Origin of the sequence: Achromobacter sp. SIMBA_011 (genome assembly GCF_046535435.1) — a bacterium.
GTDB lineage: Bacteria > Pseudomonadota > Gammaproteobacteria > Burkholderiales > Burkholderiaceae_B > Achromobacter > Achromobacter dolens.
This window is the reverse complement of the sequence record NZ_JAWRWN010000002.1, coordinates 305,960-329,668: the sequence shown is the minus strand read 5'-3', so window position 1 is coordinate 329,668 and position 23,709 is coordinate 305,960. Positions and strand designations below refer to the sequence as shown.

At 69.1% G+C, this 23,709-nt stretch carries 25 protein-coding genes; 12 read left to right on the top strand and 13 right to left on the bottom strand.

Annotation, left to right across the window (positions count from 1 at the left end):
* Nucleotides 1–42: 42 nt before the first annotated feature.
* The gene (locus SB816_RS08725; RefSeq protein ID WP_240806380.1) at nt 43–480 is read right to left on the bottom strand and encodes a hypothetical protein; all 438 of its coding nucleotides are present in this window, start codon (nt 478–480) and stop codon (nt 43–45) included.
* 192 nt (nt 481–672) lie between these two features.
* Here SB816_RS08725 and SB816_RS08720 point away from each other — a divergent pair, with 192 nt between their 5' ends.
* Complete coding sequence (locus SB816_RS08720) at nt 673–963, top strand: hypothetical protein (protein ID WP_054502899.1); 291 nt, start codon at nt 673–675, stop codon at nt 961–963.
* A 44-nt stretch (nt 964–1,007) separates the two neighbouring features.
* On the opposite strand, the gene SB816_RS08715 is transcribed toward SB816_RS08720, so the two are convergent.
* Entirely contained in the window at nt 1,008–1,910 is a 903-nt protein-coding gene (locus tag SB816_RS08715) for a LysR family transcriptional regulator (RefSeq protein ID WP_240806379.1), read from the bottom strand.
* Nucleotides 1,911–2,058: 148 nt separating this feature from the next.
* Between SB816_RS08715 and SB816_RS08710 the strand changes: the two genes are divergently transcribed.
* Nucleotides 2,059–3,447 carry an MFS transporter gene (locus SB816_RS08710; RefSeq protein ID WP_240317285.1) on the top strand — a complete coding sequence of 463 codons (1,389 nt, stop codon included), beginning with the start codon at nt 2,059–2,061 and terminating at the stop codon, nt 3,445–3,447.
* 65 nt (nt 3,448–3,512) lie between these two features.
* Here SB816_RS08710 and SB816_RS08705 read toward each other — a convergent pair whose 3' ends face one another.
* The gene (locus tag SB816_RS08705) at nt 3,513–4,247 is read right to left on the bottom strand and encodes an alpha/beta fold hydrolase (protein ID WP_116791803.1); all 735 of its coding nucleotides are present in this window, start codon (nt 4,245–4,247) and stop codon (nt 3,513–3,515) included.
* Between the two features lie 27 nt (nt 4,248–4,274).
* Complete coding sequence (locus SB816_RS08700; RefSeq protein WP_054502903.1) at nt 4,275–5,249, bottom strand: Bug family tripartite tricarboxylate transporter substrate binding protein; 975 nt, start codon at nt 5,247–5,249, stop codon at nt 4,275–4,277.
* Nucleotides 5,250–5,782: 533 nt separating this feature from the next.
* On the opposite strand from SB816_RS08700, the gene SB816_RS08695 reads away from it, so the two are divergent.
* The 5 genes from SB816_RS08695 to SB816_RS08675 all read left to right on the top strand — a co-directional run bounded on the left by SB816_RS08695 (nt 5,783) and on the right by SB816_RS08675 (nt 12,543).
* The gene (locus SB816_RS08695; protein WP_054502904.1) at nt 5,783–6,721 is read left to right on the top strand and encodes an ABC transporter permease; all 939 of its coding nucleotides are present in this window, start codon (nt 5,783–5,785) and stop codon (nt 6,719–6,721) included.
* Nucleotides 6,718–7,623 (top strand): ABC transporter permease, encoded by a 906-nt coding sequence (locus tag SB816_RS08690; protein ID WP_231133056.1) that lies wholly within the window; start codon nt 6,718–6,720, stop codon nt 7,621–7,623. Before SB816_RS08695 ends, SB816_RS08690 begins: the two co-directional genes overlap by 4 nt.
* Nucleotides 7,624–7,672: 49 nt before the next feature.
* On the top strand, nt 7,673–9,250 hold the full coding sequence (locus tag SB816_RS08685; RefSeq protein WP_410546813.1) for an ABC transporter substrate-binding protein: 1,578 nt from the start codon (nt 7,673–7,675) through the stop codon (nt 9,248–9,250).
* 65 nt (nt 9,251–9,315) lie between these two features.
* A complete protein-coding gene (locus SB816_RS08680; RefSeq protein ID WP_116791807.1) occupies nt 9,316–10,770 on the top strand; it encodes an amidohydrolase family protein in 1,455 nt (484 codons plus the stop codon).
* Nucleotides 10,771–10,782: 12 nt separating this feature from the next.
* Nucleotides 10,783–12,543, top strand: coding sequence for an ABC transporter ATP-binding protein (locus SB816_RS08675; protein WP_410546812.1), 1,761 nt, complete (start codon nt 10,783–10,785; stop codon nt 12,541–12,543).
* A gap of 66 nt (nt 12,544–12,609) precedes the next feature.
* Here the strand turns inward: SB816_RS08675 and SB816_RS08670 are convergent, their stop codons facing one another.
* Entirely contained in the window at nt 12,610–13,269 is a 660-nt protein-coding gene (locus SB816_RS08670) for an aspartate/glutamate racemase family protein (RefSeq protein WP_410546811.1), read from the bottom strand.
* Nucleotides 13,270–13,347: 78 nt separating this feature from the next.
* Here SB816_RS08670 and SB816_RS08665 point away from each other — a divergent pair, with 78 nt between their 5' ends.
* Nucleotides 13,348–14,310, top strand: a complete 963-nt coding sequence (locus SB816_RS08665; RefSeq protein WP_054502910.1) for a LysR family transcriptional regulator — start codon at nt 13,348–13,350, stop codon at nt 14,308–14,310.
* Here the strand turns inward: SB816_RS08665 and SB816_RS08660 are convergent.
* The 3 genes from SB816_RS08660 to SB816_RS08650 form a co-directional block, all read right to left on the bottom strand.
* Nucleotides 14,307–15,239, bottom strand: a complete 933-nt coding sequence (locus tag SB816_RS08660; protein WP_410547120.1) for an N-carbamoyl-D-amino-acid hydrolase — start codon at nt 15,237–15,239, stop codon at nt 14,307–14,309. The two genes, SB816_RS08665 and SB816_RS08660, sit on opposite strands and share 4 nt — an antisense overlap.
* 75 nt (nt 15,240–15,314) lie before the next feature.
* A complete protein-coding gene (gene hydA / locus SB816_RS08655) occupies nt 15,315–16,784 on the bottom strand; it encodes a dihydropyrimidinase (RefSeq protein ID WP_410546810.1) in 1,470 nt (489 codons plus the stop codon).
* 279 nt (nt 16,785–17,063) lie between these two features.
* Nucleotides 17,064–18,038: a GlxA family transcriptional regulator gene (locus SB816_RS08650; protein WP_064527894.1), complete on the bottom strand. Its 975-nt coding sequence runs from the start codon at nt 18,036–18,038 to the stop codon at nt 17,064–17,066.
* 169 nt (nt 18,039–18,207) lie between these two features.
* Between SB816_RS08650 and SB816_RS08645 the strand changes: the two genes are divergently transcribed.
* On the top strand, nt 18,208–18,576 hold the full coding sequence (locus tag SB816_RS08645) for a DUF1428 domain-containing protein (RefSeq protein ID WP_054502914.1): 369 nt from the start codon (nt 18,208–18,210) through the stop codon (nt 18,574–18,576).
* Nucleotides 18,577–18,706: 130 nt separating this feature from the next.
* Entirely contained in the window at nt 18,707–19,210 is a 504-nt protein-coding gene (locus SB816_RS08640) for a VOC family protein (RefSeq protein ID WP_054502915.1), read from the top strand.
* Nucleotides 19,211–19,309: 99 nt separating this feature from the next.
* On the opposite strand, the gene SB816_RS08635 is transcribed toward SB816_RS08640, so the two are convergent.
* The 3 genes from SB816_RS08635 to SB816_RS08625 form a co-directional block, all read right to left on the bottom strand.
* Nucleotides 19,310–19,822, bottom strand: coding sequence for a DUF1993 family protein (locus tag SB816_RS08635; protein ID WP_054502916.1), 513 nt, complete (start codon nt 19,820–19,822; stop codon nt 19,310–19,312).
* Nucleotides 19,823–20,011: 189 nt separating this feature from the next.
* Nucleotides 20,012–21,082: an alpha/beta hydrolase family esterase gene (locus SB816_RS08630; protein ID WP_054502917.1), complete on the bottom strand. Its 1,071-nt coding sequence runs from the start codon at nt 21,080–21,082 to the stop codon at nt 20,012–20,014.
* A 125-nt stretch (nt 21,083–21,207) separates the two neighbouring features.
* Nucleotides 21,208–21,390 carry a hypothetical protein gene (locus SB816_RS08625; RefSeq protein ID WP_006396220.1) on the bottom strand — a complete coding sequence of 61 codons (183 nt, stop codon included), beginning with the start codon at nt 21,388–21,390 and terminating at the stop codon, nt 21,208–21,210.
* 279 nt (nt 21,391–21,669) lie between these two features.
* On the opposite strand from SB816_RS08625, the gene trhA reads away from it, so the two are divergent.
* Nucleotides 21,670–22,323: a PAQR family membrane homeostasis protein TrhA gene (gene trhA / locus SB816_RS08620; protein ID WP_410546809.1), complete on the top strand. Its 654-nt coding sequence runs from the start codon at nt 21,670–21,672 to the stop codon at nt 22,321–22,323.
* 34 nt (nt 22,324–22,357) lie between these two features.
* Here trhA and SB816_RS08615 read toward each other — a convergent pair whose 3' ends face one another.
* Together SB816_RS08615 and SB816_RS08610 are read right to left on the bottom strand one after the other, a co-directional pair.
* The gene (locus SB816_RS08615; RefSeq protein WP_054502919.1) at nt 22,358–22,633 is read right to left on the bottom strand and encodes a hypothetical protein; all 276 of its coding nucleotides are present in this window, start codon (nt 22,631–22,633) and stop codon (nt 22,358–22,360) included.
* A 46-nt stretch (nt 22,634–22,679) separates the two neighbouring features.
* On the bottom strand, nt 22,680–22,883 hold the full coding sequence (locus tag SB816_RS08610) for a cold-shock protein (RefSeq protein ID WP_006385404.1): 204 nt from the start codon (nt 22,881–22,883) through the stop codon (nt 22,680–22,682).
* A gap of 374 nt (nt 22,884–23,257) precedes the next feature.
* On the opposite strand from SB816_RS08610, the gene SB816_RS08605 reads away from it, so the two are divergent.
* Nucleotides 23,258–23,695, top strand: coding sequence for a hypothetical protein (locus tag SB816_RS08605; protein WP_144654803.1), 438 nt, complete (start codon nt 23,258–23,260; stop codon nt 23,693–23,695).
* Nucleotides 23,696–23,709 lie beyond the last annotated feature (14 nt).

The window sequence follows — 23,709 nt, the reverse complement described above, 5'->3', positions numbered from 1 at the left end:
CGGATCGGCCCGGCCGCCGGGCTCCATCCGCGCCCCGCCGCGTCAGGATTCACACGTCCAGCCCACCGGCAGATGTCCGGCCGAGTAGCGCAGCGCCGGCCAATACCCCGCCATGAACCAGGCGGCGTCGTGCGGCGCGAAGTGCACGACATAGCTGCCGTCAGCGGCGACCACCAGGTCGGAGGGCGTGAAACCTTGCAGGAAGGCTGCCGGCGGATGCTCGGGATCGTCGGGCGTGCGGCCGGCGTCCCAGAGGAAACGCAAGCCGGCGTCCGATCGGGCGGCCAGGTCGCTGGCGATCTCGCGGGCCCGATCGCGCAACGGGGCGGCGGATGCCGGGTCGGGCGCCAGCAGCACCACCCGCAGGCGGCCGTCCTGCGCCGCGGGATTGGCCAGCCCGGTCTCCTGGGCGGGGATGCCGTCGTGGGTATAGGGCAGCAGGTCCGCCTGCGCGGGACCGCCGGGGTCGGTTTCAGCCATCGGATTCTCCGTCACGAATCAGGGATTGTGCCGGATTGCCGCGCGCGGACAGAAATTCACACACCATCACAACTCCCTGGTATCCAGGCGCCCGGCGCCGTCACACAATAGCGGCAACGGTTTCCCAGGCGCCCGCCGATGTCCGCGGGGCGCTGATGATCGAACCGCCCCGCCTTTTGGAGCCTGTTCCCCATGCCCTGCCTTCGCCGCCTTCCCCTGCTTGCCGCCACGCTGCTGACCAGCGCCGCCGCCCTGGCCCAACCGCCGGCCGCGCCCGCCAGCGCCACGTCGGCCCCGGCGCAAAGCGCTCTCTCCGCCAGCGCCGACGCCGCCCCCGCCGCCCCCCAGGAACGCCTGCGCGTCGGCCTGTCCGACCCCGACACCAAGCTGGTGCTGCCGTGGTTCGTGACGACGCTGACCGATGCCGTCAACCAGGGCAAGTCGGCGAACGAGACCGGCAAGGCGCTGCTGGACGGCCTCTGAACGCCGGCCCGCCGGCACGCCGGCACGCGCCACGCCCTGGCGGGTCATAGCTCGTTGAGCGATTTTTCCCGCAGTTTTTCCACCAGGAACTCCACCAGCGAGCGGACCTTGCCGGCCATCAGCCGCTGGTGCGTCATCAACGCGAACACGGGCCGGGGCGGGGTCTCCGACGCCACCATCAAGGGTTGCAGGCGGCCCGCCGCGACGTGGTCGGCGATGGCCCAGGCCGGCGCGTAGACGATGCCGGCGCCGGCCGCGGCGGCGGTGACCACGCCATCCACGGTGTTCGAGCGCATGCGGGTCGGCACCCGCACGACGGTGGGCTTGCCCTTGTCCATCAGCGTCCACATGTCCTCGGTCGCCAGGTGGCTGTACACCAGGCCGTCGTGTTGGGTCAGGTCCTGCAGGCTGCGGGGCGTGCCGCGCCGCGCCAGGTAATCGGGCGAGGCGCTCAGCACCCAGCGGATGGATCCCAGGCGCCGGGCGACGAGGCTGGAGCTGGGCTGCTCGCCCACCAGCACCGCGAGGTCGATGCCCTCTTCCAGCAGGTTGACGGGGCGGTCCAGCAGGTGCAGGTCGAGCGTGACCTTGGGATGCAGCACCAGGAACTTGGCCAGCAGCGGCTGCAGATGCACGCGGCCGTAGAGCGTCGGCGCCGTGACGCGTAGCCGGCCGGAGGGCTCGGCGGCATCGATCCGCATACTGCTCTCCAGTTCGTCCATGTCCGCCAGCAGGCGCTTGGCCTCGGCGTAATAGCGCTGACCGGCCTCGGTCAAACGCAGCGCCCGGGTCGAACGCACCAGCAGCCGGGTGCCAATGCGCTCTTCCAACGCGCTGATGTGGCGGCTGACCGAGGCCAAAGACACCCCGCTGACGCGCGACGCGCCGCTGAGACTGCCCTGGTCCACGGCCGCCACCAGCAACGCCATGCCTTCCGATCGGTTCACCCTGCCCTCGCTTCGCGGCCCTTGCCGCCGGGATGCCATGCGGCTCCAGTATTTCATATCTGCAAGGCTGGTTTACGGATTTTGCTATTCACCGCAAGGATCGCGGCTTTCATACTGGGAGCCGTTTCTCTGCCCCCCGTATACCGCAATGTCCACGCCCGCTGCTTCTCTCCCCGCTCCCCTGACACCCGCCGCGCGCCGCTACGCGATGCTGGCCGTGTCCCTGTCGATCTCGATGGCGACGCTCGATACCTCCATGACGAACACGGCGCTGCCGTCGATGGCCGCGCAGCTCGGCGTTGGCGCCGCCGACGTGATCGGCGTGGTCACGATCTATCAGCTCGTCATGGTGGCGACGATGCTGCCGCTGGCCGCCCTGGCCGGAAAGCTCGGCCACCGGCGGGTGTTCCTGCCGGCGCTGTGGCTGTTCCTGGCCGCCTCCGTCTGGTGCGGCGCGGCGCAGTCGCTGTGGTCGCTGGAGGCGGCCCGGGCCGCGCAGGGCCTGGCCGCCGCGGCGCTGATGGGCTGCAACATGGCGCTGGTGAGCGCCATCTACCGCAAGGAGGAACTGGGCCGGGGCATGGGCCTGAACGCCATGATCGCGGCCGCCTCACTGGCGGGCGGGCCGGTGCTGGCGTCGGCGATGCTGACGGTGCTGAGCTGGCACTGGCTGTTCTATGTGAACGTGCCCTTCTGCCTGGTGGCGCTGGCGCTGGCCGGGCGGCACCTGCCCAGGTTGCCTGGCGACGGCAAGGCGCTCGATGCCGGCGCGGCCGTGTTGTGTGCGCTGGCGTTCGGGCTCGCGGTGCTGGGCCTGGAACGCGTGGCGCAGCCCGACGGGAACACCGCCCTGATCTGGGTGCTCGCGGCGCTGAGCTGGGCGTTGCTGTGGCGCCGCGAACGCCTGAGCGCGCACGCCATCGTGCCGCTGGACCTGCTGCGCCTGGCGCCCTTCTCGCTGGCGGTGCTGGTGTGCGTGCTGGCTTTCGCGGCGCAGGGCGCGGCCATGGTGGCGCTGCCGTTCCTGCTGAACCAGACGCTGGGGCGCGACATCGCCGAGGTCGGGATGCTGATCGCGCCCTGGCCGGTGATGGGGGCCTGCCTGGCGCCGTTCTCGGGCAAGTGGTCGGACCGGATGTCCGCCAGCCTGCTGGGCATGGTCGGCCTGGCCCTGCTGGCCGCCGGCCTGCTGGCCGTGAGCGCGCTGCCGGCCGGCGCGCCGATGTGGGCGGTGATGCTGCCAATGGCGTTGTGCGGCACGGGGTTCGGGTTGTTCCTGTCGCCCAACCAGCGCTTCATCATGTTCAGCGTGCCGGCGCACCGCGCCAGCGTAGCCAGCGGCCTGTCCGGCCTGGCGCGGCTGCTGGGCCAGACGATGGGCGCGGCCTTCGTGGCGGCGTGCTTTGTGTTCAACGCCCGCGCCGGCGCCACCTGGGCCTTGTGGGTGGCGGTCGGGTTCGCGCTGGCGGGAAGCCTGGCCAGCGCCCTGCTCGAACGCCTTGCGCGGCGCTCGCGGCAGGCGCTGGCGGCCTCATAGCGGCCCGGCGACGCTCACCGCCCGGCGTCGCGTACCGTCCAGCGCCGCTGACAGTCCCGCGGCGCTCAGGCCGGGTGCCGCGCCAGGAAGTCCTGGATGGCGTCGAGATAGCGCCGCGGCTGCGTCTTCCACGCTTCCACCAGGGTGGCCGCGGGCGCCAGTTGCGCCAGCTCCAGCGAGACGGCGCGCGGATGCAACGGGTCGTTGCCGCCCAGGATCAGCAGCGGAATCGGGTTGCGCCGCACGAAGTCGCGGCTGACGCTGAAGACGAAATCGCCGCCGAACAGGTTGTGCCGCAGGCCCTCCAGGGCCCGTTCGTCGATGGCGGGATCGCGCTGGCGCACGGTATCGGCCCATTGGTCGAAAGACTCGCCGCGCTTGCCCTCCTGCCCGGCGATGCCGATGGGTTGCTGCAGGATCGCCGACGCCACGCGTTCGGGCGCCAGCTCGCACAGCTTGAGCGCGAACGACGAACCGATGCAGGAGCCGATCACGTGGAAGCGCTGCACGCCCAGCGCGTCCAGCAGGCCCAGGTGATCCCGCGCATAGGTGGTCCAGCCGTCGCTGGCCAGCACCGGCGCGCGCGAGCGGCCGGCGTTGCGCTGGTCCGGGGCGATCACGCGGTAGCGGCTGGCGAGCGCGGCGACCGGATCCGGATACTCGCGCGGCCGGCCGTCGCGCGTCACGCGCCACAGTTCGCGGTGCGACAGCATGCCGCCGGGGGCCAGCGCCAGCACGGCGTCGCCCTGGCCCTCGATGTCGAAATGCAGCTCGGCGTTGCCGATGGTCAGGATGGGCATGGCGGCCTCTTGCGCGTCGGTGAAGCGTTATTGCAGCGCCACGCCGCTGTCACGCAGCAGCGCCGGGAATTTGAGGGCGTCGCTGACGATGCGGTCGGCGAACGCGCGCGGCTGGTCGGCGATCGGCTCGAAGCCGATGGCCAGCAGGCGCGCGCGGAAATCCGGCTCGGTGACGGCCTGGCGCACCGCGCGCCAGACGTCGTCGACCACCTGCGGCGGGGTGCCGGCCGGCGCCAGCAGGCCGAACCAGCCGGTGTCGCCATCCATCGCCAGCCCGACCTGCGCCGCCGTCGGCACCTGCGGCACGGTGGCGCTGCGGTTGTCCTGCAGCACGGCGAGCGCGCGCACCTGGCCGTTGGCGATCAGGGTGGAGACGGCGGGCAACGCCACGATGGCGGCGTCGATCTCGCCGCCCAGCAGCGCCACCACCGCCGGCCCCGCCCCCTTGTACGGCACGTGCTGGACGGTGCCCTGCACTTGCTGCTGCAGGCGGGTGAGCGCGCGGTGGTTGCTGTTGCCGTAGCCCGGGGTGCCGACGTTCAGGACGTGCCGGCTGGCCGCGTCGCGCAGGCCGGCGATATCGCGGACGGGCGAATCGGCGCGCACCACGATCACCGGCGGCGTCGCCGCCACGATGCTGATGGGCGCGAAGCTCTTGACCGGGTCGTAGTTGATGGCGCCCTTGAACAGGGTCTGGTTGGCCACCAGCATGTCGCCGGTCAGCAGCAGCGTATAGCCGTCGGGAGCCGCGCGCGCCACCTGATCGGCGGCAATGTTGCCACCGGCGCCGGCGCGGTTCTCGACGATGACAGGCACCTTCCATAGCGCCCCGAGCCGCTCGGCCAGGCCGCGCCCGAGCACGTCCATGGCGCCGCCCGGGGCCAGCGGCAGCACCAGCCGCACGGGTTTATCGGGATAGGCGGCGCCGGCCGGCGCCATCGCGCCCAACAGGAACACCACCGCCAGGCCTTGCACCCGGGTCCAGAAACGAGAGAACTTCAAACCGCACGCTCCACAAAGCCCGCGGGCGTCCGGCGCCGCGCGGCGCCGGCCTCGGTCACCCCTTCGGTGTCGAACGCCCGCTTTACACAGCAAACAGGCTAAGAGGCGCGCCAGCCGGCGCCAACGAAGGATTCCAACTATGGATATGCGGGCGTCGCCGCCCATCCGCCGCCCGGGCGTCCCGATCCTGCCGCCTATCGCTCCGGTGTCTATCAATCTTTAGGCAGGCTTCATAACACCGCGTTATCGCAGGCGTCGCGCCATTCGCCGAAAACCCGAAAAAAACCCTTTCATTTCAATTGGTTGAGAAGGGAATACGAAATCTCGCCGCGGTCTTCCCATAGTGGATTTCCCTGGGTCCCCGGCGCCAGGACGCGCTGGCATTCTTTGGCCACCGCAGCACCTGGACGCCCACAGAGACGAGGTCGTGTCATGCCGAGACCAGTTCACCTTTCCCCCCCACGGCCCGCCGCGGGCGCGCCTAGCACCGGGCCAGTCCCCGAGCCAGCCCGTATGACTTGCGCGGGCCTCGCATGATCCGCCAGATCCTCAATCGCTTCACGATCTCGCTGCCAGTCCTGCTGGGCGTGGTGGTGGTGTGCTTCGTGCTCCTGCAGGTCGCGCCGGCGGACCCCGCCGCCGTGATTGCCGGCCCCACCGCGACCGCCGAGGAACTGGCGCAGGTGCGCCAGGAGCTCGGCCTGGACAAATCGATCGTCCAGCAGTTGTCCCTGTACGTGTGGCGCCTGCTGCATCTGGACCTGGGCCGCTCGATGATCTCCAACGTGCCGGTCATCGACGAGATCGGCGCCACGATCGGCGCGACGGCCGAGCTGATGCTGGCCAGCGTGGTCTGGTCCATCCCGCTGGCGATCCTGCTGGGCACGCTGGCCGCCTACCGCCGCGGCAAGCTGACCGACCGCTTCGTCATGACGCTGTCGGTGGTGGGCGTGTCGCTGCCGGTGTTCTGGGTCGGCCTGCTGCTGGTGCAGCACGTCGGCGGCGCCGGCATCCTGCCGTACATCGGCCGCAACGGCCCGATCTGGACCCTGGCCGGCCTGCAATCGCTGGCGCTGCCCGCGCTCACGCTGGGGTCGGTGCTGATCGGACCGGTGGCGCGCATCACCCGCACCGCCGTGATCGAGACGCTCAGCGGCGACTACGTACGCACCGCGCGCGCCAAGGGCGCCGGCGAACGCCGCGTCCTGCTGCGCCACGCGCTGCGCAACGCGCTGCTGCCGATCGTGACACTGGTGGGCCTGCAGGTGGGCAACCTGCTGGGCGGCGCCGTGGTCACAGAACAGATCTATTCCTGGCCGGGCGTGGGCCGCATGGCGGTCGGCGCCATCTTCGCCGGCGATTTCCCGCTGGCCCAGGGCGCGATCCTGGTGACCGCGCTGGGCTTCATCCTCATCAACCTGATCGTGGATCTGCTCTACGGCTACCTGGATCCACGGGGCAACAAATCATGAGCGCAGGCACCACTTCCTCGATGGGCGGACTGCCGCCCCAGGCCATCGCCACGCCGCTGACGCGCATCGCGTCGCGCCTGCGCCGCGATCCCATCCTGCTGCTGTCGCTGCTGGCGGTGATCGCGATCGTGCTGGTGGCGCTGTTCGCCCCCTGGCTGGCGCCGCACGATCCGTATTCGACCAACATGGCCATCGCCCGCAAGGCGCCGGGCTGGACCTCGGCCGATGGCGTCCACTATCTGCTGGGCACCGACGTGCAGGGCCGCGACATCCTGTCGCGCGTGATCTACGGCATCCGCGCCACGCTGATGCTGAGCGTGCTGGCGGTGATCGGCGGCTCCGGCCTGGGCGCCCTGCTCGGCATCCTGGCCGCCTATTACCGACCGTTGGAAGGCGTCATCATGCGCGTGGTCGACGTGCTGCTGTCGTTCCCGGCGATCCTGTTCGGCCTTAGCCTGTCGGCGCTGATGGGCCCCGGCACCACCAGCATGGTGCTGGCGCTGGGGATCTCGGCGATTCCCGGCATGGCGCGCATCGCGCGCGGCTCGGCCATGGTGGTGATGAAGCAGGAATACATGGAAGCCGGCCACGCCATGGGCTTCGGCAACTTTTACCTGATCACCCGTTATCTGCTGCCGAACTGCTCGTCGATGCTGATGATCTACGCCACGCTGCAACTGGGCCACACCATCCTGCTGGGCTCCGTGCTGTCGTTCCTGGGGCTGGGGCCGCAGCCGCCGTTCGCGGAACTGGGCAGCATGGCCGCCGACGGCCGCAAGTTCCTGCAGATCTTCCCGCACATCTCGACCATTCCCACGATGACCATCTTCTTCATCGTGCTTGCCTTCAACCTGCTGGGCGACAGCCTGCGCGACGCGCTCGATCCCAAGCTGCGGTTCTGAACCGCGGCAGGCCCGGCCTAATCACAAACCATACAGGGGAAACCGCATCATGAAGACCATCCAGGGACTGGCCCTCGCGCCGCTGGCCTTGACCTGCCTGCTGGCCGCGCCCGCGCCGGCGCTGGCGCAGGCCGAAAAGACCGTCCTGATCCTGCGCGAGCTGGACACCGACAAGTACGACCCGCACCGCACCACCGCGCGCGGCGCGGCCGAGGTGCTGTTCATGGCCGCCGACACCATGGTGGGCCTGGACTACGACATGAAGACGCCGGTGCCGGCGCTGGCCAAGAGCTGGACCATCTCGCCGGACGGCCTGACCTACACCTTCAGCCTGCGCGACGACGTGACGTTCTGCAGCGGCCGCAAGATGACGGCCAAGGACGTGGTCGCCAGCTACACCCGCTGGCTGGACCCGGAAACCAAGGGCCTGGAGCGCTGGCGCGCCGGTCCGGTCGACAGCATCACCGCGCCCGACGACGTCACCGTGGTCTACAAGCTGAAGAAGCCCTACAACGAGCTGCTGCAGCAGATGGCGCACTACATGCACTCGGTCATCAACATCGACCAGGTCAAGGCGCTGGGCCAGGACTACGGCGTCAAGGCCTTCGACGGCACCGGTCCGTACTGCTTCCAGAGCTGGTCGCCGCGCAATGAAGTGGTGCTGACCCGCCATGCCGGCTACAAGTGGGGCCCGGCGATCTACAAGGACCCGACGCCCAAGGTCGACAAGATCGTCTGGAAGATCGTGCCCGAGGAAAGCACCCGCCTGACCGCGCTGCAAAGCGGCCAGGCCGACCTGTCGCGCTACCTGCCGCAGTGGGCCATCAAGGACCTGAAGGCCGACAAGCGCCTGTTCGTCAGCAAGGCCGACCCGTTCTACTGGACCTTCTTCCTCGGCTTCAAGATCGACAAGCCGATGCTGACGGACGTGAACGTGCGCCGCGCCCTCAACCTGGCGATCAACCGCAAGGCGCTGACCGAGGCCATCACCTTCGGCGAGGCGGTGCCCGCCACCAGCATGCTGGCCACCAACACCCCCGCCGGCTCCAACGACGCCTACCGCTACGACCCGGCCGCCGCCAACAAGCTGCTGGACGACGCCGGCTGGAAGATGGGCAAGGACGGCTACCGCTACAAGGACGGCCAGAAGCTGTCGCTGCTGCACTACGGCATCACCGGCTACTGGAAAGACATCATGGAAGCCGTGCAGGGCGACATGAAGAAGGTCGGCGCCGACCTGCGCGTGCAACTGTTCGACTCGACCTCGGCCTGGGGCAAGCTGGCCACGCAGGAGTTCGATGAATTCAGCATGAGCTTCGGCTACATGAGCACGGGCGAGGCGCTCAACAGCTACTTCCTGTCCAGCAGCATCCCGACCCCGAACCGCATGAACTGGAAGGACGCCGACACCGACCGCTGGCTGGCCGAGGGCAGCGAGGCGCTGGACGCCAGGAGCGGCGATGCGATCCTGTCCAAGGCGCTGACCAAGATCTCCGACGGCGTGGCGTGGATTCCGCTGTACCACGACTCGCTGTACCTGGTGGGCGGGCCGCGCTTGAAGCCGATGCGCGCGCACGGCATCTTCGGCGCCGCCGCCTACAAGGGCCTGGACATCGAGTTGAAGTAAACCGCACCGGGCGGCGTCCCCCCCGCGCCGCCCTTCTCCTGATTCCGCCGCACAGAGAGTCTCCCGTGAGCGACACCAATCCAACCCGCATCACCCATTTCAAGCAGCTTGCCACCCTGGTGGCCTGGGACGAGGCGCTGGGCTCGCACGTCTATATCGAAAACGCCGACCTGGTCATGCGCGGCAACACCGTCATCCATGCCGGCAAGGACTACGCCGGCCCGGCCGACCAGGTCGTGGCCGGCAACGGCCTGATGGCGATGCCAGGCCTGGTGAACGTCCACAGCCATCCCTCTTCCGAGCCGGGCAACCGCGGGCTGCTGGAAGAACTGGGCAGCGACAAGCTGGGCCAGAGCTCGCTGTACGAATACATGCCGGTGTTCCGCACCGGCATCGAGACGGCGCAGTACTCCAACCAGGTGGCGATGGCCGAGATGCTGCTGAGCGGCGTGACCACCTTCGTGGACATGTCGCTGCCGCGCCCCGGCTGGGCCGACGTGGTGGCGGCGGCCGGCATCCGTGGGGTGCTGGGCCCGATGTTCCGCTCGGCCGCCTGGCGCACCAACGACGGCCATTCGGTCGAATACACCTGGGATGAAGCGGCGGCGCTCAAGTCGTTCGAGGCCGCCCTGGCGGTGGCCGACAGCGCCATCAACCACCCCAGCGGCCGCCTGGGCGCCATGCTGTGCCCCTCGCAGGTCGACACCTGCTCGCCCGAACTGCTCAAGGCGGCACGGGACGCCGCGCGCCGCCTGGGCGTCCCGATGCAGATCCACGCCGCGCAGAGCGTGGTCGAATTCTCGGAGATGACGCGCCGCCACGGCCGCACGCCGATCGAATGGCTCGATGACCAGGGCCTGCTCGATGGCGGCCTCATCATCGGCCACGGCATCTTCCTGAACGACCACCGCGCGCTGTATTGGCCGCACGCCGATGACTTCGGCCTGCTGCAACGCTCCGGCGCGCACGTCGCGCACTGTCCGACGGTGTTCGCGCGGCGCGGCATCGCGCTGAGCTTTCTGGGCCGCTACCTGCGCGCCGGCATCAACGTCGGCATCGGCACCGACACCTTCCCGCACAACATGCTCGATGAAATGCGGCTGGCCTGCTACGTGGCCCGGCTGCAGGCCGGCCATTTCCGCGCCGCGTCCACCGAGGAAGTGTTCAACGCCGCCACGATCAACGGCGCGCGCATGCTGGGCCGCGACGACATCGGCCGCATCGCAGTCGGCGGCAAGGCCGACTTCTCGCTGGTCGACCTGTCGCATCCGTACATGCGGCCTGGCCGCGAGCCGCTGCGCAGCCTGATCTATTCGGCCGGCGACCGCGCCATCCGCGACGTATACGTGGACGGCGAGCAGGTGGTCAGGGACGGCAAGCTGCTGACCATCGACATCGAACGCGCCATGCAGGAAGTGGAGCGCGCCCAGGCGCGGACCATCGCCACCGTGGCGCAGCGCGACTACGCCGGCCGCGACATCGACGCCATGTCGCCGCGCGTCTTTCCCAGCCGCGCCTGACGGAGCATCCCCATGAGCGAGACCTTACTGGCGGTGCGGGGCCTGAGCGTCGAATTCGGCGCCCGCGCCCGACCGTATCGGGCGGTGAAGTCGCTGGACTTCACCATCGGCCGCGGCGAAACGGTGGCGCTGGTGGGCGAGTCCGGCTCCGGCAAATCGGTGACGGCGCTGTCGATCCTGCGCCTGATCGAGCGCGCCGGCGGCCGCATCGCCGCCGGCAGCGCCCGCTTCGTGCCGCGCGACGGCCGCGAGGTGGACCTGTTCGGGCTGGAGGAACCGGCATTGCGGCGCATCCGCGGCAACGAGATCTCGATGATCTTCCAGGAGCCGATGACCTCGCTCAACCCGGTGATGACGGTGGGCGACCAACTGGCCGAAGTCTATCTGCTGCACCAGGACATCTCGCGCCAGGAGGCCTGGCGGCGCGCCCAGGAGATGCTGGTGGCGGTGAAGATGTCCGAACCCGAACGCCGCATGACGCAGTATCCCGGCGACCTGTCCGGCGGCATGCGCCAGCGCGTGATGATCGCGATGGCGCTGGCCTGCCGGCCGCAGCTCCTGATCGCCGACGAACCGACCACCGCGCTCGACGTCACGGTGCAGGCCGAGATCATCGACCTGATCCGCGACCTGCAGCGCGAGGTCGGCATGGCGGTGCTGTTCATCACGCACGACATGGGCGTGGTGGCCGAGATCGCCGATCGCGTGGTGGTGATGCGGCACGGCGACAGGATCGAGGAAAGCGCCACCGCGACGCTGTTCGAGGCGCCCACGCAGCCCTACACGCGCGACCTGCTGGCCGCGGTGCCGCGGCTGGGCGACGGTTCGCCCGACGCAGCCATGGTGCGGGAGCGCCCGGCGGTGCTGGAAGTGTCGGGCCTGGCCAAGCGCTTTCCGGTCAAGGCCGGCGCCTTCGGCAAGGTGGTGGCCAACGTGCACGCCGTCGAGGGCGTGTCGTTCGACTTGCGCGCCGGCGAGACGCTGGCGCTGGTGGGCGAGTCCGGCTCGGGCAAGTCGACCACCGGGCGCCTGCTGATGAAGCTGGTGCAGCCGAGCGCCGGCTCGATCCGCCTGGCCGGCCAGGACGTCACCCACATGACGCCCGAGCAGATGCGCGCGATGCGGCGCCACATCCAGATGATCTTCCAGGACCCGTATGCGTCGCTCAATCCGCGCCTGCACGCCTGGGACCTGGTCAGCGAACCGCTCAAGGTGCATGGCGGCCACAGCCGCGAGCAGCGCCGCGAGCGCGCCGCCCAGTTGCTGGAACGGGTCAGCCTGCCGCGCGACTTCCTGGACCGTTACGCCCACCAGTTCTCGGGCGGCCAGCGCCAGCGCCTGTGCATCGCCCGCGCGCTGAGCGTGAATCCCAGGATCATCGTGGCCGACGAGCCGGTGTCGGCGCTGGACGTGTCGGTGCAGGCGCGCGTGATCGAGCTGATGAAGGAGCTGCAGGGCGAGATGGGCCTGTCGTACCTGTTCATCTCGCACGACATCGCGGTGGTGGAAAAGGTCAGCCACCGCGTGGCGGTCATGTACATGGGCCAGATCGTCGAGATCGGCCCGACCCAGGAGGTGCTGCACCGGCCGCGCCATCCCTATACGCAGCGGCTGCTGTCGGCGGTGCCGGTGCCGGATCCGGCGCGGCGCCACCAGCGCAGCGCGCGCGCGGCCCGCGAGATTCCGAGCCCGATCCGCAAGGTGGGCGACAACCCGGTCGTGGCCCAACTGGTGCAGGTGGCCGCCGGCCACTACGTGCAGCAGGCGGCGTAACGCCGCATCGGCCATGCGCGCGCCACGGCGCCGGCATGGCCGATGCGCTGCCGCCCCCGCGGCCGTTCAAGCGCCGCCGAAGATCCGCCCGACCGCCATGGCCACGGCGGCCTGGGTCGGCTCCACCACCGGCAGGCCGCAGGCCTCCTGCAGCCGCGCGCGCAGGTCCGCCATGCCCGCGCACCCCATGATGAGCACGTCGGCGCCGTGGGCGTCGCGCAGGGTCCTGCCCACTGTCGCCATGCGCTGGAACGCCAGTTCGGCGTCGGCCAGGTCGCTCACGCGCAGGTCCAGCGCCAGTTCGCCGCAGATGCGGTCGGCCACGCCCATGGCGCGGAAGTAGCGCAGGTGGCGCGGGATGGCGGCCCCGGCGATGGCGATGACGCCGACGCGGGCGCCGATGCTCATTGCCGTCAGCACCGAACATTCGCCGATGCCCAGCACGGGCACCGGCGCCAGGTCCCGCAGGCCATGCAGCCCCGGATCGCTGAAGCAGGCCACGATCACGGCGTCGGCGCCGGCCGCCTCGCGCCGCACCAGCTCGGTCATGGGCGCGATGCTGGCGTCGGCCTCGGCCTGGTTCTGGATGCCGGCCGGCCCGCCGGCGGACGTCAGCCAGCGGAAATCCAGCGGCAGGTGGCGGAACGGCTCGACCGCGCGGCCGATGGCCTCGGTCACCTTGTCCAGGGAATTCGGGTTTACGAGGAGGATGCGGGCGTTGGGCACGATTGAGTAGAATCCTTGCAATAGAGGCGGGCCGGCAAGCGCCGGCGCACCGCCCGGGTCAAGAGGAAAGCACGCAGCATGTCTGAGTTACCCGGAAAGGTCCGGTCTTCCGCGCCGTTGAATCTGCGCCAGATCGAGGTATTCCACGCCATCATGATCACGGGCTCGTTGAGCGCGGCCGGGCGGCTGCTGCACGTGACCCAGCCGGCCATCAGCCGGGTGCTGGCATCGATCGAACTGCGCCTCGGCTATGCGCTGTTCGAGCGCTTCAAGGGCCGCCTGCATCCCACCAAGGAAGCGCGCAAGCTGTTCCAGGAAGTGGAATCGATCCAGGCCGGCGTCAACCGCCTGAACGACATGGCCGCGGGCCTGGCCGGCCACGGCGGCGGCCTGGTCAGCGTGGTGTCCAGCCCCAGCTTCGGCGAGTGGCTGATCCCGGCGGCAACCGCGAAGTTCTGCGCCCGCAACCCCGGCGTGCGCATCCGCTACCGGCCACTGGGCATGGACGCGCTGCTGCCGCAACTGCTGCTGGGCTACGCCGACATCGCCATCTCCATCTTCAAGCCGGAGCATCCCAACCTGATCACCACCGAGCTGGCGCAGGGCGAAATCGTCTGCGTGCTGCCGGCGGGCCACCGCCTGGCGCGCGAGCGCGTGATCCTGCCGGACATGCTGGCCGGCGAGATGCTGGTGGGCTACAGCCGCGACACGCCGCTGGGCGAGACGCTGTACGCGCATCTCGATCCGCAGGGCCGCGACATCCTGGCCCCGGCGATCGAAGTGCGCTCGTCGCAGACCGCGTGCTCGTTCGTGCGCCAGGGCGTCGGCGTGGCGCTGGTGGACTCGTATGGCCTGACCGACGCCCTGATGCACGGGCTGGCGGTGCGCCGCGTCGAGCCGGCGATCCCGCTGTTCGTGTACGTGTCTCATTCCCGGATCGAGCCGCCCCCGTCCATCGCCAAGGCCTTCCTGACGCAGTTTTCCCAGATCGTCAAAAAGGAGTTGCCCGCGATGACGCAGGCAATCCTCAAGCGGACCTAATCGATTTGCGCCACCGGCAGCGGCTCGCCGGCGCCGGTGCGCTCGACGATCAGCTTGTAGTGCTGCGGGCTGCGGTGCTTGGCGAAGTTGAAGACGTGGTCGCGGAAGGTCTGGCCCATGCCCAGGTCGATGCGGGCGGTGATGACTTCGTCTTCCTCGCCGCTCGAGCGGGCCACGATCTCGCCCGACGGCGCCACGATCATGGAGCTGCCGATCATGTGGTGGCCATCCTCGTGGCCGCACTTGGCGGCGGCGGCGACCCACACCGCGTTCTGGTAGGCGCTGGCCTGCAGCACGATCTCGTGCGTGGTGGTGCGCAGGTGCGCCGGCTCGTTCCAGTGGATGTTCAGCGACGGCGTGTTGTAGCCCAGCACGATCAGCTCGGCGCTCTGCAGCGACATCACGCGGTAGGTCTCGGGCCAGCGGCGGTCATTGCACAGGCACATGCCGATCTTGACGTCGTTGGTCTCCCAGACGCCGAAGCCCAGGTCGCCGACCTCGAAGAACTTCTTCTCCAGGTGCTGGAACGGCGCCTCCGGCTTGTGGTCGGAATGGCCCGGCAGGTGGATCTTGCGGTACTTGCCGATGATTTTGGCCTGGCGGTCGACCAGGATGGCGGTGTTGAACTGGCGCCCTTCCGGGGTCAGTTCGGCGTAGCCCAGGTAGAAGCCGATGCCGAGCTCGCGCGCGGTGTCGAACAGCGGCTGCACGTCGGCGTTGGGCATGCGCTTTTCGAAGAAGCGATCGACCGCCTCGGCGTCGTCCATCCAGTAGCGCGGAAAGAAGGTGGTCAGCGCCAGTTCGGGAAAGACCACGAACTCGGCCTTGCGGGCCGCGGCTTCGCGCATCATCTCGACGAGGCGGCGGACCACCACCGCGCGGGTGTCGGCCAGGTTGACGGCGCCCATCTGGGCGACCGCGAGGTCCATTTTGCGCGCATGGGTTGCGTTGCTCACGATGTCAGTCTCCGGGGTTCTATCGCTATGCGTTGAGGGCCGTGTCGCTCAGGACGCGATCACGGCCGGGAAAATCTTGCGCAGCAAGGCGGCGCGCGGGCTGATCTCGCGCGCCTTCTGCAGCGGGGCGGGCAGGCCGCGGGCGATGAACTGGCCGCGGCCGCGCTCGGCGCGCAGCACGCCGTCGTCCACGATCACGTCGCCGCGGCTGATCACCGTGGTGGGCCAGCCGGTGACCTGGCGGCCTTCATAGGGCGTGTAGCCGACCGCGTCGTGCAGGTCGGCGGCGCGCAGGGTCACGGTCTTCTCCGGATCCCAGATCGCGATGTCGGCGTCCGCGCCCACCGCCAGCGTGCCCTTCTTCGGGTACAGGCCGTACATGCGGGCGTGATTGGTCGAGGTCAGCGCCACGAACTGCTGCAGCGTCAGGCGGCCGCTGCGCACGCCTTCGGAAAACAGCAGCGGCATGCGCACTTCCAGGCCCGGCAGGCCGTTGGCGATCTGCTTGAACGTGGTCGCGTCGCCGGCCGGCAGCTTGCCGGATTCGTCATAGCGGTACGGCGCGTGATCGGACGACAGCAGCGCCAGCGTGCCGCTGTCCAGGCTCTGCCACAGCGCCTGCTGCGACACCGGGTCGCGCGGCGGCGGGCTGCAGCAGAACTTGGCGCCCTCGACGCCGGGGATGTCGATATCCTCGGCGGTCAGCAGCAGGTAGTGCGGGCAGGTCTCGCCGTACACCGGCGCGCCCAGCGTCTGCGCGGCGTGGATCGCCTGCGCGCCGCCCTGGGTCGAGACGTGCACGATCAGCACCGGCACTTCCAGCACCGCGGCCAGGCTGATGGCGCGCTGCGTGGCCTCGTTCTCCGCGATCGGATCGTGGCTGACGGCGTGGTACTTGGGCGCGGTGTGGCCCGCCGCCAGCAGGTGGCGCGCGATCCAACTGATGACGTCGTTGTTCTCGGCGTGCACCATCGGCAGCGCGCCCTCGCGCGCGGCGATGGCGAACACGTCCAGCAACTGGCGGTCGTCCAGCTTGAGCTTGTCGTAGGTCATGAAGACCTTGAACGAGGTGATGCCGGCGCGGATCAGCTCGGGCAGGTCGCGGTTCAAGGTATCGGGCGTGGGGTCCGAGATGATCAGGTGGTAGCTGTAGTCGATCACCGATTTCTCGGCGGCCGAGGCGGCGTAGGCCTCGGCGACCTGGCGCAGCGACTGGCCGCGATGCTGCGCCGCGAACGGCACGATGGTGGTGTTGCCCCCGTGGGCCGCCGAGATCGAGGCGGTGTGCCAGTCGTCGGCGCACAGCACGCCCATGCTGGAAAGCTGTTCCACGTGGCAGTGGCTGTCGATGCCGCCCGGCATGACCAGCCGGCCGGCCGCGTCGATGGCGCGGCGGCCCGCCGGCAGCGAGGTCGCGATCGCGGCAATGGCGCCGTCCACAATGCCGATGTCGCCGACGAAGTCGGCATCGGCCGTGACGATGCGGCCGTTGTGCAAGGTCAGATCGAAGTCTGTCATCAAGAAAAGTCCCAACGCATGGCCCGGCGCGCCGTGGCGGCGCCTGGCAGGAGGCACCATCATGCATGGCCGCGGGCAATTGGGAAACGGCGCGAAGCCGCCGCGCCGGGCCACGGACGGGCGCCAGACCGAGACGCTAACGCCCTGATTCCATGGACTATTTCTCCACGACGGGGCAAACAGCCGGCCGCCACGCATAACGCTGGATCATGGAGGCTGTGCAAAGTTTTATATCGGGTTTCCCCGTGGCGCGCCGGCGCGCGGGCTGACGCGGGCCGACTACTGGTAGCGTTCGCGGTAGCCCACCGGCGACATGCCGCAGTATTTATTGAAGATGTCGCGAAAGGCCTTGGTGTCGTTGTAGCCGACCTCGTACATCACTTCCGACACGCTCTTGCGCGAGCTTTCCAGGCGCCGCTTGGCGGCTTCGACGCGCACGCGCTGCACGTACTCGACGATGCTGTTGCCGGTGGCCTGGCGAAAGCGCCGTTCGAGCGTGCGGCGGCCGAGCGCGTGGCGGTCGGCCAGGTCCTCGACGGTGATCTTTTCGGTGTAGCGGCTTTCGATGAAGTCCTGCACCGCGCGCACCACCTGGTCGGCGTGCGCCTTCTGGCCCATGAACACCGAGAACGGCAATTGGCTCTGGCGGCTCCAGTCGAGCTGGAAGTACTTGGCGCACCAGATGGCGGTGTCGCGGTCGGTGTATTTCTCGATCAGGTGCAGCACCAGGTGCGCGGCCGAGAATGCGCCGCCGCTGGTGTAGATGCCGTTGCCGGAATGGACCACGCGGTCGATGCTCCAATCCACCGCCGGAAACAGGCTGGCGTACAGGTTGCGCGCGGCCCAGTGCACCACCGCCTGCTGGCCGTCGAGCAGGCCGCCGGCGGCCAGCAGCGCCGCCCCCAGGCACAGGCTGGCGACCTCGCCGCCGCCGCGATAGTGCCGGGCGATCCAATCGACCAGTTCGCGGTTGGACAGCACCACGTCCGACACCGCGCCCAGCAGCGGCGGCGCGATGCAGATGTCGATATCGCGGGCCTCGTCCAGCACCAGGTCGGCCTGCACCGTGATGCGGCCGTCGTCCAGGCTGACCTGGCGCGTGGCGGCCAGCGTGCGCACCTGGAATTGCGGCGCGCGCCCCTGCGCGGCCAGGTACTCATTGGCCACCAGAAAGCCGTGCCGGGCTGTTTCCAGCGACGCGATATTGGCGCCGGCCGGCAGCAGGAAGGCGATGTTTTTCATGCCCACCAGCATACGCCGGAGACCTGTCGCAATCCACCCTCAAGAATGTCGCAATCGCCTATCTGAAAGCGCTGCCGATCCCGATACAGTGACAACTACCGGCATGGCTGCCGGCGCGGCCGCCGCGGCGATGCGGGCCTGCGGGGGGCGCGTACAACGACACGGAATCAAGGAGCATCGGATGGAACAGTACATAGATGGTTACCTGCTGAGCGTGCCCAAGGCCAACATCGAGACTTATCGCAAGATGGCCGAGCTGGCCGGCTCGATCTGGCTGGAATGCGGCGCGCTGGAATTCCGCGAGTGCGTGGCCGACGACATCGACGGCGAGGGCTTCGGCTCGTTCAGCGCCGCCGCCGGCGCGCGCGAGGGCGAGACGGTGGTGTTCTCCTGGATCGCGTTCGCCAGCAAGGCCGAACGCGACCGCATCAACGCCAAGGTCATGGCCGACCCGCGCCTGACGGGCATGTCCTGCGAGGGCGTGTTCGATTTCAAGCGCATGTGCTGGGGCGGCTTCACCACCCTGGTGGGCAAGTCGGCCCGCGGTTGAAAAAAAATCGCGGCGGCCTGTCGATCCCGGCGCCGCCCATTCGTCGTGGGAACAGGACGGGCCGGAATGCGCAGTCGCCGGCGCCCGTCCCCCAAGTACCCCTCTCTTTCACGGTTATCGGAGACACATCATGGCCACCCCCGCAAAGCAAGCGATTCCCGACGGCATGCACACCCTGACCCCGCACATCGTGTGCGAAGGCGCCTCGGATGCCATTGCCTTCTACCGCAAGGCGTTCGATGCCAAGGAACTGACGCGCCTGCCGGCCCCCGGCGGCAAGGTGATGCATGCCGCCATCCGCATCGGCGATTCGGTGGTGATGCTGATGGATGACTTCCCCGAATGGGGCAGCCTGGGCCCAAAGGCGCTCAAGGGTTCGCCGGTAACGTTGCACCTGTACGTGCAGGATGTGGATGCCGCGATCAAGCAGGCGGTGGCGGCGGGCGCGCAGGTCACCATGCCGGCGGCCGACATGTTCTGGGGCGACCGCTACGGCCAGGTGGTGGATCCGTTCGGCCACCGCTGGTCGATCGCCACCCACAAGGAAGACCTGACGCCGGAGGAAATCCAGCGCAACATGGCCCGGATGGGCGAGATGGAAGGCTGCGGCGATCGCTCGAAGCAGCCGGGCTGACCCGCCGCTTCAAGCGCCCGCCCGGCCCGCGTCCGCAAGGGCGCGGGCATACCGGCGAGGGCGTACCGGCGAGGGCGTGCGGGACGCCCCGACGCGGCGTCAGGCCGTGTACGGCCCCAGGAAGTCCAGCTTGCCGATCGGCACGCCGGCGTGGCGCAGGATGTCGTAGGCGGTGGTGACGTGGAAATAGAAGTTCGGCAGCGCGAACGTCAGCAGGTAGGCATCGCCCTGGAATTCGGGCTTGAACTCGCCGAAGCTGAGCGTGATCTTACGGCCCTCGGCGCCCTCGAGCGCCTCGGCCGGCACCGAACGCAGGTAGGCGATGGTGTCGGCGATGCGCTTCTGCAATTGCTCGAATGTGGTTTCCTCATCGGGAAACCTGGGCGATTCGACCTGCGACAGGCGCTGCGTGGCGAACTTGGAGGCGTCGCTGGCGCGTTGCACCTGCCCCGACAGCGGGTACATGTCGGGGGCCAGGCGGGCATTGACCAGCTCGGCCGGATCGATGCCGTTGGCGGCCGCGTGGGCGGCGCCCTTTTCCAGCAGCGCGGCCAGCACGCTCAAACCGCGGATGAAGACAGGCACCGAGGCCTGGTAGATGGACAGGGACATGATGATGAGTTCCGAATAGGCTTGCCCGGCCGGGCGCGGGAACGGCGCCGGGTCCGCGGGCGTGGCGCGATGTTAGCGCCGCGCCGCGACGGCCGGCCGGCGCCGGGGACGACATGTCTGTTTCCGTTTCCTGAACAATAACGCGCTGGCCGCCGTCAGGCCACCCCGCCGCCCTTGCCCGCAGGCGCGCTACGCGACCACGCGCCGCTGCCCCTGGAAGAACCGCCAGATCAGCGCCGAGGCATCCGGGCCGCTGCGCGCGTGATAGCGCACCGAGGCATCGCCGCCGCTCCAGCCGTGCTCGACGCGGGTGATTTCGCACAACCGCAGCACGATCTTGCGGCCCCGCAACAGATCGACGCGGCGATAGGCCTTCTCGGTGCCAAGGCCCAGCACCCGCTCGACCGGCGGCTCGTCCGCCGCCAGCCCGTTCAGGGCGCGGAACTGCTCGAACAATTGCCTGGCATTGCGCGGCGCCACCGCCGGATCCATCTGCCCCTGCAGGATCATGGCCGGCATGCCGAGCGCGAACGCGGCGGGATCCGCCACGCCCTGCAATAGCGGCAGCAACGGCTTGACCGAGCCGCGGCGCATCGTGTTCAGGCCGGCCGCGGCACTGTGCGCGTCGCCCAGCACCGGCCCGGAATGCATCGCCAGCGCGGCGATCAGCGCGGGATGGCGCAGCGCCACCAGCCCGGCCATGCCGGCGCCGGCCGACAGGCCGGCGATGTAGACGCGTTCAGGGTCCAGCCCGTGGCGCGCCACCTCGGCCTGGATCAAGGCGGCGATCAGGTCGGCCTCGGCGCCGCCGTGCTGCGCGTCGGGCTGGAACCAGCGCCAGCAGCGCTGCACCTGCCGCGTCATCGATTGCTGCGGGTACAGCACCATGAATCCGCCGGCGTCGGCCCACTGGTTCATGCGCGACCCGCGCGCGAACGCCAGCGCGGTCTGGCGACAGCCATGCAGCATCACCACCAGCGGCATACCCTGGCGCGGCACGGCCGGCGGCGTGTAGCGGGCGAAAGACAGGCTGCGGCCGTGCGCGTCGGTGAATTGTCGCGAGGCTTCCCAGCGACCGCTGCCCAGGCTGGGGGCCGCGGCGCCGGTGGCGCTGTGCGCGGCCGGCCGGGCGGCGGCCGGACGCGCCGGCGCGGCGCGCTTGCGCGCCCGCTTGGGCGCCGCGATGCGCATGGCCGCGCGCTGCATGCGGCTCAGCTTCTTCGCGGCGGTGAAAAACAGATGGGTGAGACTGCGCGCCATTGATCGGGCCTGTGAACGCTGTGTGACTCCACGACGACGTTTGAAAACCGCCTGGCCGCAACGCGCGGCCCGCCGACTGCCGCATCCGCCGCGGGCGGACGCCCATGCTCCGGGACCGGCCCGGCTCAGAACCGACCGGACTGGATTGCCGCGCCGCTCGTCAGCAATTCCAGACAGGAGACCAGCGCCACCGCGATCGTGATGATGGAAAGCACCTTGACGACCTTGCTGGTGCCTGGCCGGGTCAGCGTCGCGGTCATGCGCGTGACGATGTATGCCCCAACCATCAGGCCGATTGCCGGAATCATAGAAGAGCCTCCCCTTGAAGAGTCTGTGCGGGCCCGCCGGATGCGCAGCCCCTCGATAACGCGGTACGCAGCCAAAGCGCCGCCTCTGCGGGCGGCTGATTTAGCGAGAGAAATGTATCACACAGTAACTTGCCCTCGCAGCTTTTCGAGCGCCCCCGCAGCGGCCGGGTTTGCAGAAAATCAAGGCGGGCCGCCCTGCGCCTCCGGCCGACTTGAGGCGGCGACGCAAAACCCTTATGGTGAAAACCCTGACTACAATTCTCGCTCGCTCCGCACACCATGTTCCCGAATGACCGCCGCCAGACCCTTGGAGAGGAAATCGCCAACACCGTCAGCCACGGTCTGGGCGCGGCTGGCGCGCTGACCGCCGCCCCGATCCTGATCGTCGCGGCCACGCGCCAGGGCGATGCCGCGTTTATCGCCGGCGCGGCGATCTTTGCCGCCAGCATGTGCCTGCTTTACCTGGCGTCGGCCATTTACCACGCGCTGCCGGACAACCGCGCCAAGCGCCTGTTCAATGTGCTCGACCACTCGGCCATCTACCTGCTGATCGCGGGCACCTATACTCCGTTCGCGCTGGGCGCGCTGCGCGGTCCCTGGGGCTGGACGCTGTTCGGCCTGGTGTGGGGCATGGCGCTGCTGGGCGTGGGGCTGAAGGCGAGCAAGCGGCTCGACCGCCCCGCCCTGTCCACCGGGCTGTACCTGGCGATGGGCTGGCTGGTGGTCATCGCCGTCAAGCCGATGCTCGAGCTGGTGCCCAGCGGCGGCCTGTGGTGGCTGCTGGCCGGCGGGCTGGCCTACACCGGCGGCGTGGTGTTCTTCGTGTTCGACAACCGCTGGCGCTATGGCCACTTCGTCTGGCACCTGTTCGTGCTGGCCGGCACCGTTTGTCATTTCTTCGCCGTGCTGTGGTACGGCGCGGGCGCTGCCTGAACGCGTTCAGGCCACGCCCTGTCGACGCGCCGCGCTAGCGCGCGGGCACCTGCGCGGCTGGCCGCACGTAGCCGTCGACCAACTGGCGGCCGTGATGGATGGCGGCATCCACCGCCATGACTGGCGACGACACGAAGCCGCCGGCCGCGAACAACGGCACCAGGTGCGGGTCGTGCAGGCGGTGCCAATCGGCGGCCAGCTCGACCCCCACGGTCGCGGTGAAGGCGGGACGGGGGCTGCCCGCCACGGAAATGCGGGATACGCTGGCGATCAGCCGGTAGCCCTTGTAGACCATGTTGTTATGGAACATGTGTCCTCCTGTCTGAACCGATGGCCCCGCACTGCGGGGCCGTCGTTCACATTGCGCGAATCTGCGTCGCGTGCGGGCCTTTGGCGCCTTGCGCCGTGACGTAGCTGACGCGCTGGTTCTCGACCAGCGCCTTGTGGCCGTCACCGACGATCTCGGAGAAATGCGCGAACAGGTCCTTGCCGCCGTTCTCGGGCATGATGAAGCCAAAGCCCTTGGCGTCGTTGAACCACTTCACAATTCCGGTTTCCATCATTTCACTCCTTGCATGGCGGGCAGCGCCCGGGAAGGGAGCCAATCAAGGAAAGGGATGGCGAACAATGAGGCGCCAGAAGGGGCGCGATACCGGACGTTGATCACGATGCTCGAATAGCTGCAAGTCCACTATGGGTGCCCGACAGGCGAAAGTCAACGGCTGTTTCCAATTAACATCCAGGCCGATACAGGCCGATACGTGATTCTATTGATCACTTTTGTGATATATCGGACCCGAGGGAGGCGGCATTCGGGCCAATTACGTAACTCTCTGCGCAAATGCCCGCTGCGGTAGATAAAGCGCGTATGCTGCAACGGTGGTGCTTGAACGCGCGTCTCCTCGCCGTATCGCCATCCCGGAGGAAGACGACCGTGAGTCGCATCGGAAGGTCCATTGCCAGATTCGCCAACGCCTGCGTGAAACTGCTGCCGCCCGCCACACCCGCGCCGGCCGACGCGCCGGCTCGATCCGAGCGCCCGCGCGAACATGCCGCGGTGTCCTCGCCGTGGCGCATCTACCGCATCTACGCCCGCCCCGGCCACCTGCTGCTGCGCGACGAGCATGGCCGCATTCTCGACCTGGGCGTCATGAAGGGCGCCGAACCCAACCTGACCTACCGCCTGTTCGCACGCGGTTTGCAAGGGCGCGGATTCGCGACCCGCACGCTGCTGCTCGATGACATCGCGCAGCGCATCGAATCGGGCGAGGTCGGCAACGAATTGCTCAAGCTGCCGCTGTGGACGCAACCGCTGGGCGCGGACCTGGATCGCGGCACGCATACCGATGTGTCGATGAAACTGCGGCGCTGAATCCCCCAGGGCCG

What these genes read in the sequence shown, in the direction of transcription:
- SB816_RS08725 (WP_240806380.1), bottom strand. Translation starts at nt 480, where the DNA reads ATGGCTGAAACCGACCCCGGCGGTCCCGCGCAGGCGGACCTGCTGCCC.
- SB816_RS08720 (WP_054502899.1), top strand. Translation starts at nt 673, where the DNA reads ATGCCCTGCCTTCGCCGCCTTCCCCTGCTTGCCGCCACGCTGCTGACC.
- SB816_RS08710 (WP_240317285.1), top strand. Translation starts at nt 2,059, where the DNA reads ATGTCCACGCCCGCTGCTTCTCTCCCCGCTCCCCTGACACCCGCCGCG.
- SB816_RS08705 (WP_116791803.1), bottom strand. Translation starts at nt 4,247, where the DNA reads ATGCCCATCCTGACCATCGGCAACGCCGAGCTGCATTTCGACATCGAG.
- SB816_RS08695 (WP_054502904.1), top strand. Translation starts at nt 5,783, where the DNA reads ATGATCCGCCAGATCCTCAATCGCTTCACGATCTCGCTGCCAGTCCTG.
- SB816_RS08690 (WP_231133056.1), top strand. Translation starts at nt 6,718, where the DNA reads ATGAGCGCAGGCACCACTTCCTCGATGGGCGGACTGCCGCCCCAGGCC.
- SB816_RS08685 (WP_410546813.1), top strand. Translation starts at nt 7,673, where the DNA reads ATGAAGACCATCCAGGGACTGGCCCTCGCGCCGCTGGCCTTGACCTGC.
- SB816_RS08675 (WP_410546812.1), top strand. Translation starts at nt 10,783, where the DNA reads ATGAGCGAGACCTTACTGGCGGTGCGGGGCCTGAGCGTCGAATTCGGC.
- SB816_RS08665 (WP_054502910.1), top strand. Translation starts at nt 13,348, where the DNA reads ATGTCTGAGTTACCCGGAAAGGTCCGGTCTTCCGCGCCGTTGAATCTG.
- SB816_RS08660 (WP_410547120.1), bottom strand. Translation starts at nt 15,239, where the DNA reads ATGGACCTCGCGGTCGCCCAGATGGGCGCCGTCAACCTGGCCGACACC.
- hydA (WP_410546810.1), bottom strand. Translation starts at nt 16,784, where the DNA reads ATGACAGACTTCGATCTGACCTTGCACAACGGCCGCATCGTCACGGCC.
- SB816_RS08650 (WP_064527894.1), bottom strand. Translation starts at nt 18,038, where the DNA reads ATGCTGGTGGGCATGAAAAACATCGCCTTCCTGCTGCCGGCCGGCGCC.
- SB816_RS08645 (WP_054502914.1), top strand. Translation starts at nt 18,208, where the DNA reads ATGGAACAGTACATAGATGGTTACCTGCTGAGCGTGCCCAAGGCCAAC.
- SB816_RS08640 (WP_054502915.1), top strand. Translation starts at nt 18,707, where the DNA reads ATGGCCACCCCCGCAAAGCAAGCGATTCCCGACGGCATGCACACCCTG.
- SB816_RS08635 (WP_054502916.1), bottom strand. Translation starts at nt 19,822, where the DNA reads ATGTCCCTGTCCATCTACCAGGCCTCGGTGCCTGTCTTCATCCGCGGT.
- SB816_RS08630 (WP_054502917.1), bottom strand. Translation starts at nt 21,082, where the DNA reads ATGGCGCGCAGTCTCACCCATCTGTTTTTCACCGCCGCGAAGAAGCTG.
- SB816_RS08625 (WP_006396220.1), bottom strand. Translation starts at nt 21,390, where the DNA reads ATGATTCCGGCAATCGGCCTGATGGTTGGGGCATACATCGTCACGCGC.
- trhA (WP_410546809.1), top strand. Translation starts at nt 21,670, where the DNA reads ATGTTCCCGAATGACCGCCGCCAGACCCTTGGAGAGGAAATCGCCAAC.
- SB816_RS08615 (WP_054502919.1), bottom strand. Translation starts at nt 22,633, where the DNA reads ATGTTCCATAACAACATGGTCTACAAGGGCTACCGGCTGATCGCCAGC.
- SB816_RS08610 (WP_006385404.1), bottom strand. Translation starts at nt 22,883, where the DNA reads ATGGAAACCGGAATTGTGAAGTGGTTCAACGACGCCAAGGGCTTTGGC.